This is a genomic window from Leisingera sp. ANG-Vp (assembly GCF_000813725.1).
Lineage (GTDB): Bacteria > Pseudomonadota > Alphaproteobacteria > Rhodobacterales > Rhodobacteraceae > Leisingera.
Genome location: NZ_JWLD01000044.1, coordinates 106,901 through 126,421, shown reverse-complemented (window position 1 = coordinate 126,421; position 19,521 = coordinate 106,901). Strand labels below are relative to the sequence as shown.

General features: G+C 62.8%; 18 protein-coding genes. 10 read left to right on the top strand and 8 right to left on the bottom strand.

Features of this window, described 5'->3' with window-relative positions; translation table 11 throughout:
- The first annotated feature begins 4 nt into the window (after positions 1-4).
- The 6 genes from RA20_RS14765 (at position 5) to RA20_RS14740 (ending at position 5,262) form a co-directional block, all read left to right on the top strand.
- The gene (locus tag RA20_RS14765) at positions 5-844 is read left to right on the top strand and encodes an ABC transporter ATP-binding protein (RefSeq protein WP_039130222.1); all 840 of its coding nucleotides are present in this window, start codon (positions 5-7) and stop codon (positions 842-844) included.
- Entirely contained in the window at positions 831-1,268 is a 438-nt protein-coding gene (locus RA20_RS14760) for a GNAT family N-acetyltransferase (protein ID WP_241482266.1), read from the top strand. The genes RA20_RS14765 and RA20_RS14760 overlap by 14 nt, the downstream gene beginning before the upstream one ends.
- Positions 1,265-2,182, top strand: coding sequence for an ABC transporter permease (locus RA20_RS14755; RefSeq protein WP_039130219.1), 918 nt, complete (start codon positions 1,265-1,267; stop codon positions 2,180-2,182). The genes RA20_RS14760 and RA20_RS14755 overlap by 4 nt, the downstream gene beginning before the upstream one ends.
- Positions 2,183-2,267: 85 nt before the next feature.
- Positions 2,268-3,113: an ABC transporter permease gene (locus RA20_RS14750; protein ID WP_039130217.1), complete on the top strand. Its 846-nt coding sequence runs from the start codon at positions 2,268-2,270 to the stop codon at positions 3,111-3,113.
- A 79-nt stretch (positions 3,114-3,192) separates the two neighbouring features.
- Entirely contained in the window at positions 3,193-4,179 is a 987-nt protein-coding gene (locus RA20_RS14745) for an ABC transporter substrate-binding protein (RefSeq protein WP_039130215.1), read from the top strand.
- Positions 4,180-4,509: 330 nt separating this feature from the next.
- On the top strand, positions 4,510-5,262 hold the full coding sequence (locus RA20_RS14740; protein WP_052249013.1) for a 4Fe-4S binding protein: 753 nt from the start codon (positions 4,510-4,512) through the stop codon (positions 5,260-5,262).
- A gap of 42 nt (positions 5,263-5,304) precedes the next feature.
- Here RA20_RS14740 and RA20_RS14735 read toward each other — a convergent pair whose 3' ends face one another.
- From RA20_RS14735 to acs, 8 genes are all read right to left on the bottom strand, one after another.
- Entirely contained in the window at positions 5,305-5,805 is a 501-nt protein-coding gene (locus RA20_RS14735) for a flavin reductase family protein (protein ID WP_039130212.1), read from the bottom strand.
- Positions 5,806-5,865: 60 nt separating this feature from the next.
- Complete coding sequence (locus RA20_RS14730; protein WP_039130209.1) at positions 5,866-7,275, bottom strand: 3'-5' exonuclease; 1,410 nt, start codon at positions 7,273-7,275, stop codon at positions 5,866-5,868.
- A gap of 2 nt (positions 7,276-7,277) precedes the next feature.
- Complete coding sequence (locus RA20_RS14725; protein ID WP_039130207.1) at positions 7,278-7,793, bottom strand: hypothetical protein; 516 nt, start codon at positions 7,791-7,793, stop codon at positions 7,278-7,280.
- A gap of 85 nt (positions 7,794-7,878) precedes the next feature.
- On the bottom strand, positions 7,879-9,702 hold the full coding sequence (locus tag RA20_RS14720) for a DUF294 nucleotidyltransferase-like domain-containing protein (RefSeq protein WP_039130205.1): 1,824 nt from the start codon (positions 9,700-9,702) through the stop codon (positions 7,879-7,881).
- 103 nt (positions 9,703-9,805) lie between these two features.
- The gene (locus tag RA20_RS14715; protein ID WP_039130202.1) at positions 9,806-11,590 is read right to left on the bottom strand and encodes a sodium:solute symporter family protein; all 1,785 of its coding nucleotides are present in this window, start codon (positions 11,588-11,590) and stop codon (positions 9,806-9,808) included.
- Between the two features lies 1 nt (position 11,591).
- Positions 11,592-11,876 (bottom strand): DUF4212 domain-containing protein, encoded by a 285-nt coding sequence (locus RA20_RS14710; protein ID WP_039130525.1) that lies wholly within the window; start codon positions 11,874-11,876, stop codon positions 11,592-11,594.
- Positions 11,877-12,065: 189 nt separating this feature from the next.
- Positions 12,066-12,749 carry an adenylate kinase gene (locus RA20_RS14705; RefSeq protein WP_039130199.1) on the bottom strand — a complete coding sequence of 228 codons (684 nt, stop codon included), beginning with the start codon at positions 12,747-12,749 and terminating at the stop codon, positions 12,066-12,068.
- A gap of 7 nt (positions 12,750-12,756) precedes the next feature.
- The gene (gene acs, locus RA20_RS14700) at positions 12,757-14,718 is read right to left on the bottom strand and encodes an acetate--CoA ligase (protein ID WP_039130196.1); all 1,962 of its coding nucleotides are present in this window, start codon (positions 14,716-14,718) and stop codon (positions 12,757-12,759) included.
- 505 nt (positions 14,719-15,223) lie between these two features.
- On the opposite strand from acs, the gene RA20_RS14695 reads away from it, so the two are divergent.
- The 4 genes from RA20_RS14695 to dusA all read left to right on the top strand — a co-directional run bounded on the left by RA20_RS14695 (position 15,224) and on the right by dusA (position 19,462).
- Positions 15,224-16,240 carry a C4-dicarboxylate TRAP transporter substrate-binding protein gene (locus tag RA20_RS14695; protein ID WP_039130193.1) on the top strand — a complete coding sequence of 339 codons (1,017 nt, stop codon included), beginning with the start codon at positions 15,224-15,226 and terminating at the stop codon, positions 16,238-16,240.
- 82 nt (positions 16,241-16,322) lie between these two features.
- Positions 16,323-16,973, top strand: coding sequence for a TRAP transporter small permease subunit (locus RA20_RS14690; protein WP_039130190.1), 651 nt, complete (start codon positions 16,323-16,325; stop codon positions 16,971-16,973).
- Positions 16,974-16,978: 5 nt separating this feature from the next.
- Entirely contained in the window at positions 16,979-18,382 is a 1,404-nt protein-coding gene (locus RA20_RS14685; RefSeq protein ID WP_039130188.1) for a TRAP transporter large permease, read from the top strand.
- Positions 18,383-18,460: 78 nt separating this feature from the next.
- Entirely contained in the window at positions 18,461-19,462 is a 1,002-nt protein-coding gene (gene dusA / locus RA20_RS14680; RefSeq protein ID WP_039130185.1) for a tRNA dihydrouridine(20/20a) synthase DusA, read from the top strand.
- The last annotated feature ends 59 nt before the right edge of the window (positions 19,463-19,521 follow it).

Genomic DNA, 19,521 nt, shown 5'->3' with positions numbered 1-19,521 from the left:
AGATATGAATATGGAAACGACCACCCAGGCAATCCGTCCCGAGGCCGCCGCTTCCGCAACAGGTCCCGCAGACTGCGTGATCGAGGCAAAGAACCTGGATCTGACGTTTGAGACCAATGACGGCCCGGTGCACGCGCTGAAAGATGTGAGCCTGGAGATCAACAAGGGCGATTTTGTCTCCTTCATCGGCCCGTCCGGCTGCGGCAAAACAACGTTTCTGCGCTGTATTGCTGCGCTGGAGACACCGACCGGCGGCAGCCTTTCCGTGAACGGCATGACCCCGGATGAGGCGCGCCGCAACCGGGCTTATGGCTATGTGTTTCAGGCCGCGGGGCTCTACCCGTGGCGGACCATTGCCAAGAATATCAAGCTGCCGCTGGAGATCATGGGATACTCCAAGGCGGAGCAGGAGAAGCGCGTTAGCCAAGTGCTTGAACTTGTTGAATTGTCGGGCTTTGGCGGCAAGTTTCCCTGGCAGCTGTCGGGCGGCATGCAGCAGCGGGCTTCCATCGCGCGGGCGCTGGCGTTCGATGCTGACATCCTGTTGATGGACGAACCCTTCGGCGCGCTGGACGAGATCGTGCGCGATCACCTGAACGAACAGCTCTTGAAGCTCTGGGCGCGCACCAACAAGACCATTGGCTTTGTCACCCACTCGATCCCGGAGGCAGTGTATCTCTCGACCAAGATCGTTGTGATGTCGCCGCGGCCGGGCCGCATCCATGATGTGATCGACAGCACGCTGCCCAAGGAGCGGCCGCTCGATATCCGCGACAGCCCGGAGTTCATCGAGATTGCCCACCGGGTGCGCGAAGGCCTCAGGGCGGGGCATGGCGATGACTGATACGCCAGTCAGAAGGGCAACGGAGGCCGACATCCCCGCAATGGCGCAGATCATTTTTGATTGGGAAACCGCAACTGATTGGGTGCCGGATACTTACAGCCTGAAGGAGTCGGAAGACTTCATCCGGACGGTGATGCCGGACCGGGAAATCTGGGTGTCGGGCGAGCCGGTCAAAGGATATTTGTCGTTTGATCCCAAGGCGCAGAGGATTGGCATGCTCTATTGCAGCGAGCGTGGCAAGGGCGTTGGCAAGGCCTTGTTGGATCAAGTGAAAGCCGGGCGCGGGTCTCTGTGGCTGACCACTCAGGAATGCAATCTGCCTGCGCAGAGGTTTTATAAGCGGGAGGGCTTTGTTGAGGCTGGCCCATATGATGCCGGGCCGCCCAACCAGCTGCCGGAAATTCGGATGGAGTGGCAGGTATGAAAAGTGTGATAGCTGTTCTAACCGTCCTCGCTGCCATCATTACCCTTTGGTACGCGGCTTGCGTGCCGATGAACATCAAAGGCGTTCTGGATGGTGCTGAGCGGGCAGGGGCCGAAGTCACCCCGGCCACACCCAAGGCGCGCCGGGACATGAGCGAAATCGGGCTGGTGGCAAAGAACACCTTTGCCATTGGCGACACCTGGGTGCAGGAGCGCCCGCGGCTGCCGGCGCCGCATCAGGTGGCGGTGGAACTGTGGAAGACCACGGTGGAGAAGAAGATCACTTCGAAACGCAGCCTGATCTACCACGCGCAAGTAACCCTGAGCGCGACGCTCCTGGGCTTTGCCATCGGCACCGGCCTTGGCATCCTTTTGGCAGTCGGTATCGTGCACAGCCGCGTCATGGATATGTCAGTGATGCCCTGGGCGATTGTCAGCCAGACCATCCCGATCATTGCATTGGCGCCGATGATCATCGTGGTGCTCTATTCGATCGGGGTGCAGGGGATCATTCCCAAGGCGGTGATCTCTGCCTACCTCAGTTTCTTCCCTGTCGTTGTCGGCATGGTGAAGGGGCTGCGGGCGCCGGATTCGATGCAGCTGGATCTGCTGAAAACCTATAGCGCGTCGACCTCCCAGGGGTTCTGGAAATTGCGGCTGCCGTCCTCGATGCCGTATCTGTTTGCCTCGCTGAAGATCGGTATTGCCGCCTCGCTGGTGGGCGCCATCGTGGGTGAGCTGCCGACTGGCGCGGTTGCGGGTCTTGGCGCGCGGCTCTTGGCGGGCAGCTACTATGGGCAGACCGTGCAGATCTGGTCGGCACTGTTTGCGGCTGCCATCCTGGCGGCGGCGCTGGTGGCGCTGCTGGGGCTGATTGAAAAGCTGGTGCTGAACCGGATGGGGGTGCGGGCATGATTGAGCGTTGGAAGGAGGGCTCTGCCCTCGCCGCTGCGCGGCTCACCCGGGGTATTTGGCCCAGAAAGAAGCAGGAGGGTGCGTCATGGTGATGGTTATCCTTGCTATTCTCGTCTGGTGTCTGGGCTGGTGGCTGAACAGCCGCCTGGCCAACAGCCCGGCGGCGGCGACACGCGGAGTTCAATTGCTGGTGCCTGCGATCTTTGGCGTCACCGTGCTGGTGGTCTGGGAGCTGCTGGTGCGCGGGCTGGAAGTGTCGCTGGTGATCCTGCCTGCGCCTTCCGTGATTGCTGAACGCTTTGCCTCCAGCATTCCGATCCTCTGGGAAGACTTTGCCCAGACCATCCTGAAAGGCGCGCTTGGCGGCTATGTGATCGGTTGCGGCGCGGCGTTTCTGACGGCGATCCTGGTGGACCGCAGCGATTTCCTGCGCCGCGGGCTTTTGCCGGTGGGGAACTTCGTGGCGGCGCTGCCGATTGTCGGCACCGCGCCGATCCTGGTGATGTGGTTCGGATTCGACTGGCACTCCAAGGCCGCGGTGGTTGTGGTCATGGTGTTCTTCCCGATGCTGGTGAACACCGTGGCGGGCCTGCGCGAGACCGACCAGATGCAGCGCGACCTGATGCAGACCTATGCCGCCGGCTACTGGCAGAGTTTCTTCAAATTGCGGCTGCCGGCAGCACTGCCCTTTGTCTTCAATGGCCTCAAGATCTCTACCACCCTGGCGCTGATCGGCGCGATTGTGGCGGAGTTCTTCGGCTCGCCCACCGTTGGCATGGGCTTCCGGATCTCCACCAGCGTCGGCCAGCTGGCGCTGGACATGGTCTGGGCCGAGATCGTGGTGGCAGCGCTTGCAGGCTCGGCCTTCTACGGGTTGGTGGCGCTGATCGAGAAGAGCTTTACCTTCTGGCATCCGTCACAAAGAGGTTGAGCAGGCACAGCACATACGGGAAAGTGAAAAACAAATAACACCAACAGGTAAAATCAAAACCAATAGGGAGAACTTACCAATGAAGCACATTATGACAGCAGCGGCATTTGCTCTGGGGGCAGCAGGCGCAGCCCAGGCGGCGGATGATGTGACGCTGCAGCTGAAATGGGTGACACAGGCACAGTTCGCAGGCTACTACGTGGCGCTGGACAAGGGGTTCTATGAGGAAGAGGACCTGAACGTCACCATCCTGCCGGGCGGCCCGGATATTGCACCGACCCAGGTGATTGCCGGCGGCGGTGCCGATGTGACGGTGGAATGGATGCCGGCCGCGCTGGCCGCGCGCGAGAAAGGCCTGCCGCTGGTCAATATCGCCCAGCCGTTCAAATCCTCCGGCATGATGCTGACCTGCTGGAAGGACACCGGCATTGCGGCGCCGGCTGACCTGGCCAACCGGACCCTTGGCGTCTGGTTCTTCGGCAATGAGTTCCCCTTCATGAGCTGGATGAGCCAGCTGGGCATCTCCACCGAAGGCAAGAGCGACAGCGGTGTGGAAGTGCTGAAGCAAGGCTTCAACGTCGACCCGCTGCTGCAGCGTCAGGCCGACTGCATTTCGACCATGACCTACAATGAGTACTGGCAGGTCATCGACGCCGGTGTAGGCGCGGATGAGCTGATCACCTTCAAGTATGAGGACCAGGGCGTCGCAACGCTGGAGGACGGTCTTTATGTGCTGGAGGACAAGCTGAGCGACCCGGAATTCACCGGCAAGATGGAACGCTTTGTGCGCGCTTCCATGAAGGGCTGGAAATACGCCGAGGAGCATCCGGACGAGGCGGCGGAGATCGTGCTCGACAACGACGCCTCCGGCGCCCAGACCGAAACCCACCAGAAACGTATGATGGGTGAGATTGCCAAGCTGACTGCAGGCAGCAACGGCGCGCTGGACCCCGCGGACTACGAACGCACGGTGGCTACCCTGATGGGCGGCGGTTCCGATCCGGTGATCACCAAGTCCCCGGAGGGCGCTTGGACCCATGCCATCACTGATGCGGCCCTTAAATAAGCCGCTGCACCCGTAAGTTGAGCGGAAGATGCCGCCGGAGAAGAGCTCTTCGGCGGCATTTTTGCCTAAATTTTAAGCAGATTTGTTAAAAAAGCAAAAAATTGCCTTCTCTTTTTAAACACAAGTCTGAGATGAGTTTTTTTGTGTTAGCCTTCCCCTATGGGAGAGATGCGGGCTCATATCCCTGAAGGTCAAAAGCAAGCGGGACATCCGCCGAAATACCTTTGCCTTTGCCCTCAGCAGGATCATACAGGATGCCATTCACGGCATGCGGCGCAGGCGCGGAGCGTTCTGCGCGACGTGTCCAGCCGCAGCAGCAGGCTGCCTCTGATGGACCTTTGCCAAGAGGCGCATGCACGCAAGCTGGAAAGCGGCCGGGCGCAGGTTCTGGTGCTCTATGAGACGGAACCCGCCGGGCTGGCCGCGGCAGAGGCCCGGCTGAACGATGTGATCCCGGTGTCGCTCTGCTGCCTGACCAGAATTGGCCATGCGGATCTGCTGCATGCGCTGGCCAGCGGTTTTGATGTCATCCACTTGCAGACCTGTCCCAGACCCTCTGTCCGGCAAGCGCAGGACAATGAGGTTGAGCTGGTCCGGGAACTTGGCGGGCTGGGGCGGATCATGCTGTTTGATAGGGAGACTGCCCTGGAGCGGCGGCTTGCGGCCGGTATCCTGCCCTTTCCCTCGGTCGCGCCGGAGATCCTGGCAGTTGGCAGCCGCCGGGACACCGCCCGCGCCAGTGCTGCGGCCCTGTTGCCGCCGGCCATTGACCATATCGGGCTGCCGGACAAGGCGCCTTACGGAACGGTCAGTCTGGATGAAAGCCTGTGCAACAAGTGCAGCAGCTGTGTCTGGGTCTGCCCGTCGGATGCGCTGGGGCTCACTGAAAACGGCGGTGAACTGAGCCTTGTGGAATCGCTTTGCTCGCAATGCGGCCTGTGCATCACGATCTGCCCGCAACGGGCGCTGCACATGGAGGCCGGCATGGATTTGTCCGCCTCGGCGGTGCTGCCGCAGCTTCTGACCCGCTGGGAGGGCAGCAGCCGCGGGGAACCGGAAGAGGCCGGCGGGCTGCAGAACTAGGCGGCAAGCAGCCAGGCTTTCCCGGCCTTTTCGCCGGAGTCGTCAGGTTTGTTCCAGAAATCCGCCGTACTGGCCGCGTTTGAAGATCAGCCCCTTGCCCGGACGGGTGGTGACACTTGCGACCTCGCCGATCACGATGGTGTGGTCGCCTGCCGGATGGGCTGCAAATTCGCAGCAGTCAAAGCGCGCCAGAACCCCCTCCAGCGCTGGAGCACCCAAGGCGTTCGGCTGCCAGGCGGCGGCACTGAAATCTTCGCCGTTGGCGGCGAAATGCTTGGCCAGGCCCAGTTGGTCCTCGGCCATCACATGAATGGCGAAGTTTGCGGCTGAAACAAAGGCATCATGGCGCAGTGACGCCCGCGCCGGGCACCACAGCAAAAGCGGCGGCTCCAGAGAAACAGACGTGAAGCTGTTGACGGTAATGGCCAGAGGGCCGCGCTCGGTCTGCGTGGTGACGACGGTCACCCCGGTGCCGAAGCTGCCAAGCGCATCGCGGTAGGCCCGGGCGGTATCGGGCCCGGGAATAAAGCTGGTTTCGGCCATGTCGCGCGCCTTTTGTTCGTTCCGGGCAGTGACCTGCCACGCATGGAAACGATTGTCTACCTAGTTCATGTCCTCAATGAGGCGGCCATGCTTGCGGGTTTCCTTCAGAACAGCCCCAAAGGTCGAAAGACCGCGCGCTTCCAGCATGGGCAGCATCTTGCAGAAGACTTCGGCAGTGGCGCGGGCGTCTCCCATGGCGGTGTGGCGCAGGGCCGGGGGGATGGTGACCCCCAGCCGTTCGCAGAGCGCATCCAGCGTGTGATTCTGCGAGGCGCCGAACAGCACAGCGCTCAGCAGTACGGTGTCGAGGACAGGCTGCTCCCAGCTGACACCGGCCTGCTTGGCGTGCCGGTGCAGAAAAGCCATGTCAAACGGCGCGTTATGGGCAACAATCACCGCATCCGAGGCAAAGCGGTGGAACTCCCGCGCCGCCTCGGCAATGGCCGGGGCGCCTTGCACCATGGCGTCCGTCACCCCATGCACCCGGGTCGAGGCGGCCGGGATCGGAAGTCCCGGATCCACCAGCGTCTCGAACTGCTCTTCCTCGATGATCCGGCCCCGCACCACCCGCAGGGCGCCGATTTGCACGATTTCGTCCTTGTGCGGCAACAGCCCCGTGGTCTCCGTGTCAAATACGGCGTAGCTGAAGCTGGACAGCGCGCGGTCATCCTCTGGCGGCGCCCCGCTGTTCAGCAAAGCAAAGTCATAGACCAGAGGCCGCGGCTCGTCTGGGGCAAGCCCTGCGTGGGTGCCTTCGAACAGGATGATGTAGCCCGGCGCGCCGCCCAGCGGTTTCAGCCGCAGATCAAACACCTGGGTGCCGCTGAGGCTTTTAACTTCGGCCTGCACCTCCTTGCCGCTGCGCGCCATCCGGCCGTAAGCCGCCTCAAGCCCGTTCATGTCCAGGTAGCCGGACAGGGGTGCATTCAGCCGGGGCGGGGCCTCCTGCGCCAGCACCGAGGCGGCCTGCCCGTCGTAAAGCACAATTTGATGCGACGGGCTGGCCATGACGGTGGCGATGGGGATGTCGGTCAGCAGTGCCGCCAGGCGGGTTTTCTCCGCCTCCAGATGCTCGGTTTCGCGGGCGATGGCTTCGGCAGCCCCCAGCGCGCTTTCCCCCAGCTGGCCCGCCAGCCCTTCCGCCGCAGCAGCCAGGTCGCCCAGATAGCGGGCGCCATGGGTGTCCATCTTGCCGGTCACCCCGGCATGGGCGCGGGCCCGCATATCGGCGGCCAGCCGCTCGATCGGCTTGGCGACGTTTTCATCAAACAGCAGCCAAACCCCGGCGCAGAGGCCGAGAATGGCAAATGTGCTCAGCAGTCCGGAAAACAAAAACGCATCTGAAAGCCCCGGCTGCCCCGCGCGGTTGTAGCCCAGCCACAGCGCGCCGCCGGTCACCGCAATGCCGCCAAGCGCCAGCAGGCAGAAGAAAAGGAAAATCCGCAAACGCAGGCTGAGCCGGGTAAGCATCGCTATCCTCCGCAAACAGTGGCCAGGATCGCATCACCGGCGCCCGGTTCAATCCAGTTCAGCCCCTCCGGCAGCCCGCCGCTGAACTCCGCGGTGCCGGAAGACAGCGCCCGCCGCCCGGCACTGCAGTCAAGCCAGACTGGCAGTTTGGTCACGGCAGCCCAACGGCCGAAGAAGTAGATATCGGCCAGATGTATCTGCGGGTGGTCCGCGTGGCTTTTCATCGTGGCCGTGTCGACAGCTGCAAAGCGGTCGATGTAAGGCACGGCATAGGTCCAGGGACGGTAGAAACTGCGGTTCTCCACCGTCTCCGTCACTGTCAGCCCCTCGGGCAATGCTGCGACGGTGCGGGAATACCAGCCGTACTCCGACGCAATTGTCACGCCGATCATAGCCAGCCCCGCCGCCACCGGCGCCATCCAGCGCGGAAGCCGGCCCTTGAGTGTCCGGTTCAGCAGCATTACCACGCCTGCGGCAGCCATGCCCGCAAAGATCACCGCAATAAGTTCCAGAAACATCCGATCTCCCCGAAGGCCTCAAGCCTCTTCTTCTTTGTCCAAATACTCCCGCCGGAGGCTCCCGCACTGGCGGCCGGCGCTGCCCTCAGCCCAGCATACCTTTGCCGTGCCCAACCGCCGATTGCATTGTTTTTACCACAACAAAGGCGTCGCGCAGATGACTTCGCTCAAAGTCCGACAGGCTGGAGGGCGCCAGGTAATTGTCCGGTGCCTGACCGGCTCGGATCTGCGCTGCCTGATGCTCCAGCCGGGTCTGGGCAATCAGGTCATAGGCGTCCAGAAGGTCCTGCGCACCGGTATGGCTGAGAACACCGGACGCCTCCGCCGCTTCCAGCCGGGCGCGGGTGTTCACATCAGCCAGTTCCCCCTGCAACGCATAGATCCGGCCCAGATCCACCACCGGCACCACGCCGTTGTGCTTCATGTCCAGCGTGTTGCGGTGCTCGCCGGAACGGATGGTGGCCAGTCCGCGCAGCAATCCCAGCGGCGGCGTGTGCTTCAGCGAGTTGGAGATCATATGCGCGGTGAAAATGGAGTTTGCACGGGCGGCTGCCAGGGTTTCCCGCTGCAAATCCTCAAAAAAGGCGGCATCGCCGCCGATGGGGCGCAGGTCGAACATCACCGAGGCCAGCATCTGCGCCTCCGGGTTCGGCTTGGCGATCCAGCCGCGGAAATACTCGCGCCAGACACCCAGCGGCTGCCGCCAGCGCGGGTTGGAGGCCATCATCTCCCCGGGGCAATAGACATAGCCGCAGGTGTTGAGCCCGTCGCAGACAAAACCGGCCAGCTGCTCGAAATAGGCTTCATCCCCTGGCGCCAGCTGATCCGAGAGGATCAGGCAATTGTCCTGATCGGATACCCCTGTCTGCTCGCGCCGCCCCTGCGAGCCGCAGGCCAGCCACAGGTAGGGCACTGGCGGCGGACCGAGTTTCTCCTCGGCCAGCGCCAGCAGGCGGCGGGTGGCGGTATCGGCAATGTCGGTGATCAGACGGGTGACCACTTCGTGCCGGTTGCCGCTTGCCACCAATTGCACCAGCAGGCGGGGAATTTCGCTGGTGACCTTGGCCATATCCGCGGCCGTGTCCGCGCTGGCGATGGCCGAGACCATCTCGCCGGAACTCACGGCCTGGAACCGGGTCAGGTCTGTCTGGGTCACAATCCCCACCAGCTTGCCGCCTTCGGTCACCGGGATATGGCCGATGCCGTGCTCCATCATCATGTGCAGAACGTCAGAGCCGATGGCGGAGGGTGCCAGCGTCAGCGGCTCGGGGGTCATCACGTTGCAGACCGGGGTGGAGATGGGCTTGCCTGCTGCCAGGATTTTGCCGGTCAGGTCGCGGGTGGTGAGGATGCCCTGCAGGCGGTCTCCATCGGTGACGCAGACCGAGGAGATGAAATGGTTGCGCATCAGCTGCGCCGCGCTTTGGCAGGTGAGGGTGCCTGCGCAGGTGACCGGGTCGCGTGCCATGATGGCTTCGACGCGGGTGGTGGCCAGGCTGCTGCCTTCGCGGCTGCCGGGGCGTCGGCGGTCGAAGAATTTTGCGATCTGTGCATGCTCTGCCATCAGGGCATGGAAGTCGGCTTTGGGCAGCAAGAGCAGCAGGGTGTCTGCGGTTGCCTGGGCCGAGGTCACCGCACGGCCGCTGCGGGTCAGCCCGCGCTCGCCAAAGGAATTGCGGGGGCCGAGGATCGAAACTAGGATGCCGTTCTCATCGGTCACCTCGACTTCGCCGGAATGGACCAGATAAAGCCCCTCCAGTTCCTCGTTCAGCGCGTAGACCGGATCACCGGCTGCAGCCTGGATCTGGCGGAACTTCGGGGCAAGGGCGTTCAGCAGCGCAGGCTCCAGGCTGTCGTAGGGATGCACCGAGGACAGGAAGCGGATCAGGCCGGTTTCATCAAGGGACATGGCGGCACCTTTGAAATCAGAAAAATGGTCCCGCCAGCGAAAGTGCCGGACGGGACCATCAGGGAGGTGGCGGGCCGCCAGAGGGCGGCCCGCCCAGGGGAGGTTAGTGGTCCTGTGCGGCGCCGGCACCGCGCGGGATGCGGACGCTTTCCACCAGCTCTTCGATCTCGGCGGGGATGGCTTCGCTCGACTTGGAGACGAAGTAGGCCACCGCAAAGTTCACCATCGCACCGATCGCACCGAAGGAGGTGGATTTGACGGTGCCCAGCAGCGGGTCTGCGTCGGTGAAGGAGTTGGTGCCCGGGATGAACAGCCAGCCCTTGTGCAGGAAGATGTAGATCAGGGTGACGATCAGGCCTGCCAGCATGCCGGCCACGGCGCCCTTGTTGTTCACCTTGGTGAAGATGCCCATCATCAGCGCCGGGAAGATCGAGGCGGCTGCCAGGCCAAAGGCCAGCGCCACGGTCTGTGCGGCAAAGCCCGGCGGGTTCAGGCCCAGGTAGGTTGCCACCGCGATGGCCACGGCCATGGCGATACGGGCTGACAGCAGTTCGCCTTTTTCCGAGATGTTCGGGTTGATCGAGCCCTTGATCAGGTCGTGCGACACGGCTGAGGAGATCGCCAGCAGCAAACCCGCCGCAGTGGACAGTGCTGCCGCCAGGCCGCCAGCCGCCACCAGGCCGATCACCCAGCCCGGAAGGTTGGCAATCTCAGGGTTGGCCAGCACCAGGATGTCGCGGTTGAACTTGGTCAGCTCATTGCCGGCCCAGCCGTTGGCTGCTGCGGTTTCCTGCAGATCGGGGTTCTTGTCGTTGTAGTACTGGATCGCACCGTCGCCGTTCTTGTCTTCCCAGGCCAGCAGTCCGGTTTTCTGCCAGGTGGCCATCCAGTCGTACTGCGGATCGTTTTCGATCTGCTGCACGGTCACGGCGCCGCCTTCGATGCCGCCATTGGGCCACATCATCTCGGTGATGTTCAGACGGGCCATGGCGCCAACAGCCGGAGCTGTCAGGTACAGCAGGGCGATGAACACCAGGGTCCAGCCGGCCGACCAGCGGGCGTCAGCCACGCGCGGCACGGTGAAGAAACGCATGATCACGTGGGGCAGGCCCGCGGTGCCGATCATCAGCGACAGGGTGAACAGAACCATGTTGAAGGTATCAGCGTGATGCAGCGTGTACTCCTTGAAGCCCAGCTCAGTCACAATCGCGTCCAGCTTGGCCAGGAGCGGCTCGCCAGAGGCAGCGTGGTCGCCGAACAGGCCCAGGGCCGGGACCGGGTTGCCGGTCAGCTGCAGCGAGATGAAGATCGCCGGGATGGTGTAGGCGGTGATCAGAACGCAGTACTGGGCCACCTGGGTGTAGGTCACGCCCTTCATGCCTCCGAACACCGCGTAGGCGAACACAACACAGGCACCGATCAACAGCCCCGCGGTGTTGGAGACCTCGAGGAAGCGGCCAAAGGCCACGCCCACACCGGTCATCTGGCCGATCACGTAGGTGGTCGAAGCAACGATCAGGCAGATCACAGCCACCACCCGCGCGGTCGGGGAATAGAAACGGTCGCCGATGAACTCGGACACGGTGTACTTGCCGAATTTGCGCAGGTAGGGCGCCAGCAGCAGCGCCAGCAGCACATAGCCGCCGGTCCAGCCCATCAGGAAGGTGGAGTTGTCATAGCCGGTAAAGGCGATGAGGCCCGCCATCGAAATGAAAGACGCCGCCGACATCCAGTCAGCCGCGGTGGCCATGCCGTTGGTGACGGGGTGAACGCCCCGGCCGGCCGCATAGAACTCAGAAGTGGAACCCGCACGGGCCCAGATTGCGATGCCGATGTAAAGCGCAAAGGAGGCGCCCACAAACAGCAGGTTGATGGTAAACTGGTCCATCTTATTCTTCCTCCACGCCGTATTCACGGTCCAGCTTGTTCATGCGGACCGCGTAGAAAAAGATCAGCCCCAGGAACACCAGGATCGAGCCTTGCTGGGCGAACCAGAAGCCCAGATCGCTGCCGCCGACCTGGATGCCCGAAAGCAGCGGGCGCAGCAGGATGCCAAAGCCGAATGAAACAACAGCCCAGATCACCAGGCTGACAATGATGATGCGCACGTTGGCCGCCCAATAGCCCTTATCGGCTTCGGCGGCCTTTGCGGCGTTTGTGGTTTGATCCGCCATGGCGGCTCCTCCTTCTTCCTCCATGCCTGCCTATGCGGTTCACCAGGCAGACTCTCTCCGTTTGCCTGCCTCCGGGTTCACGGGCGTGCAGGCATGACTCCGCCGGTCCGCCAAGGCGGTGCCGTCGGGTATTCCAATGTCCGGGAGACGGGGTCCTGCGGTTTTGGCGCAGGCCCCGTTTCTTGTTGGTTAGCTGGTGGCCTCGGTCACGATGGCCGCCATGTCCTGGGCGATATCAGAGATTTCGCCCATGGCATTTGTTGTCTTCAGTACGTCCTTGCCGCCGTAGTAGGTGATCAGCGGCGCGGTCTGCGCGTGATAGGCCTCCAGCCGGCTGGCAACGGTTTCGGCGTTGTCATCGGCGCGGCGCTTCATCTCGGTGCTGCCGCATTTGTCGCATTTGCCAGCCTCGGCGGGCTGTTTGAAGCTGTCGTGGTAGCCTTCGCCGCAGCCTCCGCAGGTGTAGCGGCCGGAGATGCGCTCGACCATGGCGGCGTCGTCCACCTCCAGGCTGATCGCAGCGTTGATCTTCTGGCTGGTCTCCGCCAGCAGATCGTCCAATGCCTCGGCCTGCACGGTGGTGCGGGGGAAGCCGTCGAGGATCACGCCCTTGGTGCAATCCGGCTCTGCCAGGCGGTCGCGCAGGATGTTGATCACGATCTCGTCGCTGACCAGCTGGCCTGCTTCCATCACCGCCTTGGCGGCAAGGCCCGCAGGTGTGCCAGCGGCAACCGCCTCGCGGAGCAGATCGCCGGTTGACAGCTGCACATAGCCGAATTTTTCCTCCAGCATCCGCGCTTGGGTGCCTTTGCCGGCGCCCGGAGGCCCCAGCAGGATCAGCACGGCGGGACGGGTGAGTACTGCCATATTCATCAGTCAATCACCCCTTGTTCGCGCGGTTTTCGATCAGGTCTTCGACCACCGACGGATCGGCGAGGGTCGAGGTGTCGCCCAAGCTGCCGAAATCGTTCTCGGCGATCTTGCGCAGGATGCGGCGCATGATCTTGCCCGAACGGGTTTTCGGCAGGCCCGGCGCCCATTGGATCACGTCCGGCGAGGCGATCGGGCCGATCTCGGTGCGGACCCAGGTGCGCAGTTCCTTGCGCAATTCCTCGGACGGCTCCCGGTCGTTCATCAGGGTTACATAGCAGTAGATGCCCTGGCCCTTGATCTCATGCGGGTAGCCGACCACGGCGGCCTCGGCCACGGCAGCATGCGCCACCAGCGCGCTTTCGACCTCGGCGGTGCCCATGCGGTGGCCTGAGACGTTGATTACGTCGTCGACGCGGCCGGTGATCCAGTAATCGCCATCCTCGTCGCGGCGGCAGCCGTCGCCGGTGAAGTAGTAACCCTTGTAGTCCGAGAAATAGGTTTTCTCGAACCGCTCATGGTCGCCCCAGACGGTGCGCATCTGGCCCGGCCAGCTGTCCTTGATGCACAGGACGCCTTCAACACCGTTGCCCTCGATCTCGACACCGGATTGCGGGTCGAGAACCACCGGCTGGATGCCGAAGAAGGGCTTCATCGCAGCACCCGGTTTCATCGCATGGGCGCCCGGCAGCGGGGTCATCAGATGGCCGCCGGTCTCGGTCTGCCACCAGGTGTCGACGATCGGGCATTTGCCCTTGCCGACAACCTCGTTGTACCAGGTCCAGGCTTCCGGGTTGATCGGCTCGCCCACGGTGCCCAGGGTGCGCAATGCGGACAGGTCGCATTTCTCGACAAATTCCGGACCCTGGCCCATCAGCGCGCGGATGGCGGTGGGGGCGGTGTAGAACTGGTTCACCTTGTGCTTTTCGCAGACCTGCCAGAAGCGGGAGGCATCGGGGTAGGTCGGCACGCCCTCGAACATCAGCGTGGTGGCGCCATTGGCCAGGGGCCCGTAGACGATATAGCTATGGCCGGTCACCCAGCCCACGTCGGCGGTGCACCAATAGATGTCGCCGTCATGGTAATCAAAGGTGATCTCATGGGTCATCGCGGCATAGGTGATATAGCCGCCGGTGGTGTGCACCACGCCCTTGGGCTGGCCGGTGGAGCCCGAGGTGTAGAGGATGAACAGCGGATCCTCGGCGTTCATCTCTGCCGGCGCGCAGTAGTCATCCGCTTCCAGCGCCATCTCGTTGTAGTCGTGGTCGCGCCCGTCCACCCAGGTGGTCTGGCCGCCGGTGCGCTTGACCACCAGGCATTTCACCGTGTCCTTGGTGTGCAGCAGAGCGGCGTCGGCGTTGGATTTCAGCGGCGTGTTGCGGCCGCCGCGCGGCGCCTCGTCCGCGGTGATCAGCACCTTGGCGTCGCAGCCGTTGATCCGGGCCGCCAGCGCGTCAGGGGAGAAGCCGGCAAAGACAATGGAATGAATGGCGCCGATGCGGGCGCAGGCCAGCATGGCATAGGCCGCTTCGGGGATCATCGGCAGATAAATCACCACCCGGTCGCCCTTGCGCACGCCCATCGACTCCAGGATGTTGGCCATCCGGCAGGTGCGGCGGTGCAGCTCCTTATAGGAGATATGCTGCGCCTCATCCTCGGGGCTGTCCGGCTCCCAGATGATCGCGGTCTGATCGCCGCGGGTTTCCAGGTGGCGGTCGATGCAGTTGGCGGAAACGTTCAGAGTGCCGTCGCCGTACCAGTTGATCGAGACATTGCCGAAGTTATAGTTCACGTCCTTCACCTGGGTGAAGGGCTTGATCCAGTCGATGCGCTTGCCCTGTTCGCCCCAGAATGCTTCCGGATCGGACAGAGAGGCGTCATACATCTCCTGGTATTTCGCGGCATTGACATGCGCACGGGCAACGGTTTCGTCGGATGGCGGATAGACAGCGTCTGCGTGCAGCGCGTTCATGCGGTTTCCTCCCAGAAATTATATTGGCAAGACAAACGACAACGCTGTGCCGCGGCTGTCAAACCGTTTCCTCCTGCGACCCGATAATAGAGCAGGCTGAAAATTTGTGAATAACTGACGGGTTTTTAAGCATTTGCTTGTGAACGAATTTCCCTGGTGTGTAACTTTCTGTAAATTTTTTGCCGATTTCAATTTTCAGAATACGGAAAAACAGAGGCTTGCATGTAAACGTATTTACAGCAGCTTTACGGGGGCTGACGGGACCGCATGGCGCCGGGCAGGTGCCGTTTGCGGAAACATGCAGATTCCGCACTGCGGCATATTGTGACACCTGCCGCTTAAACAGGAGCGCAAGACCTGCGGCTGCGCGCCAGGCGCGAGTCGCTGCGTAACCTTTCCGCCCTGGGGGTTGGCAGCACGCGGGCAAGCCGTTAGCCTGACGCGCAAGCGCCCGCCAGTGGCACCCGCCACAGCGGAAAAGGGCGCAATTCGGGAGAGTTACATCATGAATAAATTTCTGACTGCCGCCATTGCGGCAACTGCAGGCGTTGCACTGGCAGGCGAGGCTGCGGCCACCGAGTGGAACGTGTCCCTCTGGGGCAAGCGCCGCGCCTTTACCGAGCATGTGGAGAAGCTGGCTGAGCTGGTCTCTGAGAAAACCGGCGGCGAGTTCACCCTGAACATCAGCTATGGCGGCCTTAGCAAGAACAAGGAAAACCTCGACGGCATCTCCATCGGCGCCTTCGAGATGGCACAGTTCTGCGCGGGCTACCACCGCGACAAGAACCCCTCGATCACCGTGCTGGAGCTGCCGTTCCTGGGTGTGAACACGCTGGAGGAAGAAGTGGCGGTGGCCAATGCGGTCTATGCGCATCCGGCGGTGCAGGCGGATCTGGCGCGCTGGAATGCCAAGCTGCTGATGACCTCGCCGATGCCGCAGTATAATATCGTTGGTACTGGCGAGCCGCGCGATGAACTGGCTGAGTTCAAGGATATGCGGGTGCGCGCCACCGGCGGTATCGGCAAGGCGTTCTCAGCCGTGGGTGCGGTGCCGACATCTGTGACCGCAACCGAGGCCTATAACGCGATGGAATCGGGCGTGGTCGATACCGTGGCCTTTGCCCAGCACGCGCATCTGGCCTTTGGCACCATCAACCGTGCCGACTGGTGGACCGCAAACCTGAACCCCGGCACCGTGAACTGCCCGGTGGTCGTCAACACGGATGCCTATGATGCCCTCAGCGATGCTGAGCGCGAGGCTCTGGACAGCTCGATTGCGGAGGCGATTGATCACTATCTGGCCAACTACGGCGAGCTGCTGGCGAAATGGGACAGCGTTCTGGCCGAGAAGGGCGTGGAGAAAGTGACCATTTCCGACGACCAGCTGGCCGAGTTCCGCAAAGTGGCCGCCGACCCGATCCGCGCCCAGTGGATCGAGGACATGTCCGCCCAGGGCCTGCCCGCACAGGAGCTGTATGATCTGGTTCAAAAAACACTGAGCGATCACCGCTCGGGCAGCTGAGCCTGATTTGACGCTGAAGGGGCCGGGCTTGATCAGTTCCGGCCCCTTCTGTCTTTGACCAACGGAAAGATGGGGGCAGGGCATGGCGGCAGGTGCAGCAGTCCTGGAAGACGGCAGCCTGATCAGCAGGCTGGACCGGGGTTTATTGAAGGCGGAACGCCTGCTGGCGCTTTTGAGCGGATTGGCAGTGTTCTCGCTGATGATCTTGGCGGTGATCTCGGTTGGCGGACGCAACGCGGCCAATGCGCCGCTGCCAGGCTATGTCGACTGGATCGAGCAGATCATGCCGCTGATCGCCTTCATGGGCATTGCCTTCGTGCAGCGCGACGGCGCCCACATCCGCATGGATATCTTCATCGGCGCCCTGAAGGGCCGGGCGCTCTGGCTGTTTGAACTGATCTCTGTCCTCTTGATCTTCCTGCTGATCACCGCGCTGGTTTGGGGCAGCTGGTCGCATTTCCTGCGCTCCTTCGACTTTGCCGCGCCGCTGTGGAGCCGCGACAGCTCGATCGATATCGGCTTGCCTATCTGGCCTGCCAAGCTGCTGGTGCCCGTGGCCTTTGCCGTGCTTGGGCTGCGGCTGCTGCTGCAAGTCTGGGGCTATGGCCGCGCCTTTGTGCTGGGGCTGGAGGCGCCAGTTGCGGTGCCGCTGATCCAGAGTGCAGCTGAACAGGCGGCCGCAGAGGCTGAGCAGCTGGAAGGCCACGACAGCAATGGCAGCAGGCAGGGGTAGGACGCATGGAACCCATTGAAATCGGCCTGTGGGTCACGGGCGGCCTTCTGCTGATGGTGGTGCTGGGCATGCGGGTGGCCTTTGCGGCAGGCCTTGCAGGCCTCATCGGCCTCATTTGGATATTCTGGGCCAAGTTCGGCTATGACCCGGCGCGGTTTGGCAAGGCGCTGACCGTCTCCGTCAAGATCGCAGGCCAGGTACCGCACTCCAAGGTCTCAAGCCAGGCGCTCAGCCTTATTCCGACCTTCATCCTGATCGGCTATCTCGCCTATTACGCAGGCCTCACCCGGGCGCTGTTTGAGGCAGCAAAACGCTGGATTGCGTGGCTGCCGGGCGGGCTGGCGGTCTCCACTGTCTTTGCCACTGCAGGTTTTGCCGCCGTGTCCGGCGCCTCTGTGGCCACCTCCGCCGTCTTTGCCCGTATCGCCATCCCCGAGATGCTGAAGATCGGTTACAATAAGCAATTCGCGGCCGGCGTGGTGGCTGCAGGCGGCACACTGGCCTCGCTGATCCCGCCCTCGGCGATCCTGGTGATTTACGCCATCATTGTTGAGCAGGACGTGGGCAAGCTCTTGCTGGCAGGCTTCATCCCCGGTGCGTTCTCGGCTGTGATCTACGGGCTGCTGATCGTTGGTATCGCAGTGATCTTCAAATCCGTCGGTCCGCCAGTGAAGGGGTTCACATGGGGCCAGCGGTTTGCCTCCTTGCCCGGTGCGCTGCCGATAATCTTTGTCGTCGTGATCATCATCTGCTTTGTCTACAACCCCTTTGGCGGCGACGCCTGGGGGACGCCAACCGAGGGCGGCGCCTTGGGGGCCTTTGTGGTTTTCTGCATGGCCGTTTTCAAAGGCATGAAATGGGCGGAACTGAAATCCGCGCTTCTGGAAACCGCCAAGCTCACGGTGATGATCTTCACCATCATCTGGGGCGTGCTGATCTATGTGCGGTTCCTAGGTTTTGCAGATCTCCCGGGGGCATTCTCGGATTGGATCACCTCGCTGGAGATGAGCCCGATGCTGATCCTGATCTGCATCCTTCTGGCCTATGCGGTTTTGGGGATGTTCATGGACGCGATCGGCATGCTGCTCTTGACGCTGCCGGTCGTCTATCCCGCCGTGATGGCGCTTAATGGCGGCGATAGCGTCGCGGCGGCCGACAGTGCCTTCGGCATGAGCGGCACCATGTGTGCGATCTGGTTCGGTATCCTGGTGGTGAAAATGGCCGAGTTCTGCCTGATCACCCCGCCCATCGGCCTCAACTGCTTTGTGGTGGCGGGCGTGCGCGATGATCTGTCCGTGCAGGATGTGTTCCGCGGCGTGACCCCGTTCTTCATTGCAGATGGCGTGACCATTGCGCTTCTGGTCGCCTTCCCGGGGATCGTTCTCTACCTGCCGTCCTTGGCCGGGTAGCGGGGTGGGAAGGGCGTATAGGCCTTGCCAAGGCAGATCCGCTTGGCAGGCGCGCGCGCAGGGCCTATATGGCGCGGCATGAAAGATTTTGCCCCCTTGCACCAAGCCGCGCGCCTGTCCGTTGCGCCGATGATGGATTGGACCGACCGGAACTGCCGCTATCTGCACCGGCTGCTGAGCCGGGAGACGCTGCTGTACACCGAGATGGTCACCGCGCCGGCCCTGGTGCGGGGCGGGGCGCTGCATCTTCTGGATTTCAATGAAGAAGAGCATCCGGTTGCCCTGCAACTGGGCGGCTCCGACCCGGCAGAGCTGGCAGAGGCGGCGCGTTTGGGCGCGCTGGCGGGGTATGACGAGATCAACCTCAACTGCGGCTGCCCCAGCGACCGGGTGCAATCCGGTGCCTTTGGCGCGGTGCTGATGCAGACGCCGGAGCTGGTGGCGGATTGCGTGGCTGCCATGCGCGAGGCGGTTGAAGTTGAGGTCACAGTCAAATGCCGCATCGGCGTGGATGAGCAGGAGCCGGAAGAGGTGCTTCCGGATTTCCTGGAGAAAATCCGTGCGGCGGGCTGCCGGCGCGTGACCATCCATGCCCGCAAAGCCTGGCTGCAGGGGCTGTCGCCCAAGGAAAACCGGGACATCCCGCCGCTGGATTATGATCTGGTGCATCGGATGAAGGCGGCGTTTCCGGATCTGCATATCTCGATCAACGGCGGCATTGCCACGCTGGCAGAGGCGAAGGCGCATCTGGACCGGGGCCTTGACGGTGTGATGGTGGGCCGTGCGGCCTATCACCAGCCCGCGGATGTCCTTTGTGCTGCGGACCCGGAGATTTATGGCACCGGTGCCGCCAGCGACCCGGTTGCCGCGGTTCAGAAGATGCTGCCGTACATCGAGGCGCGGCTGAGTGAAGGCGCCAAACTCAATCAGATCACCCGGCATATGCTGGGGCTGTTTGCCGGCAAGCCGGGAGCGCGGCAATGGCGGCGCAGCCTGTCCGAGGGGGCGTGCCGCGCGGGGGCAGGGCCGGAGCTGGTGGAACAGGCCCTGGCGCAGGTGGCGGGGCAGGCGGCGGCCTGACGCAGCGGCCTCACACGCAATTGCCTTGTGCTGGCCTGCGGCGGCGGCTAACCCTTTGC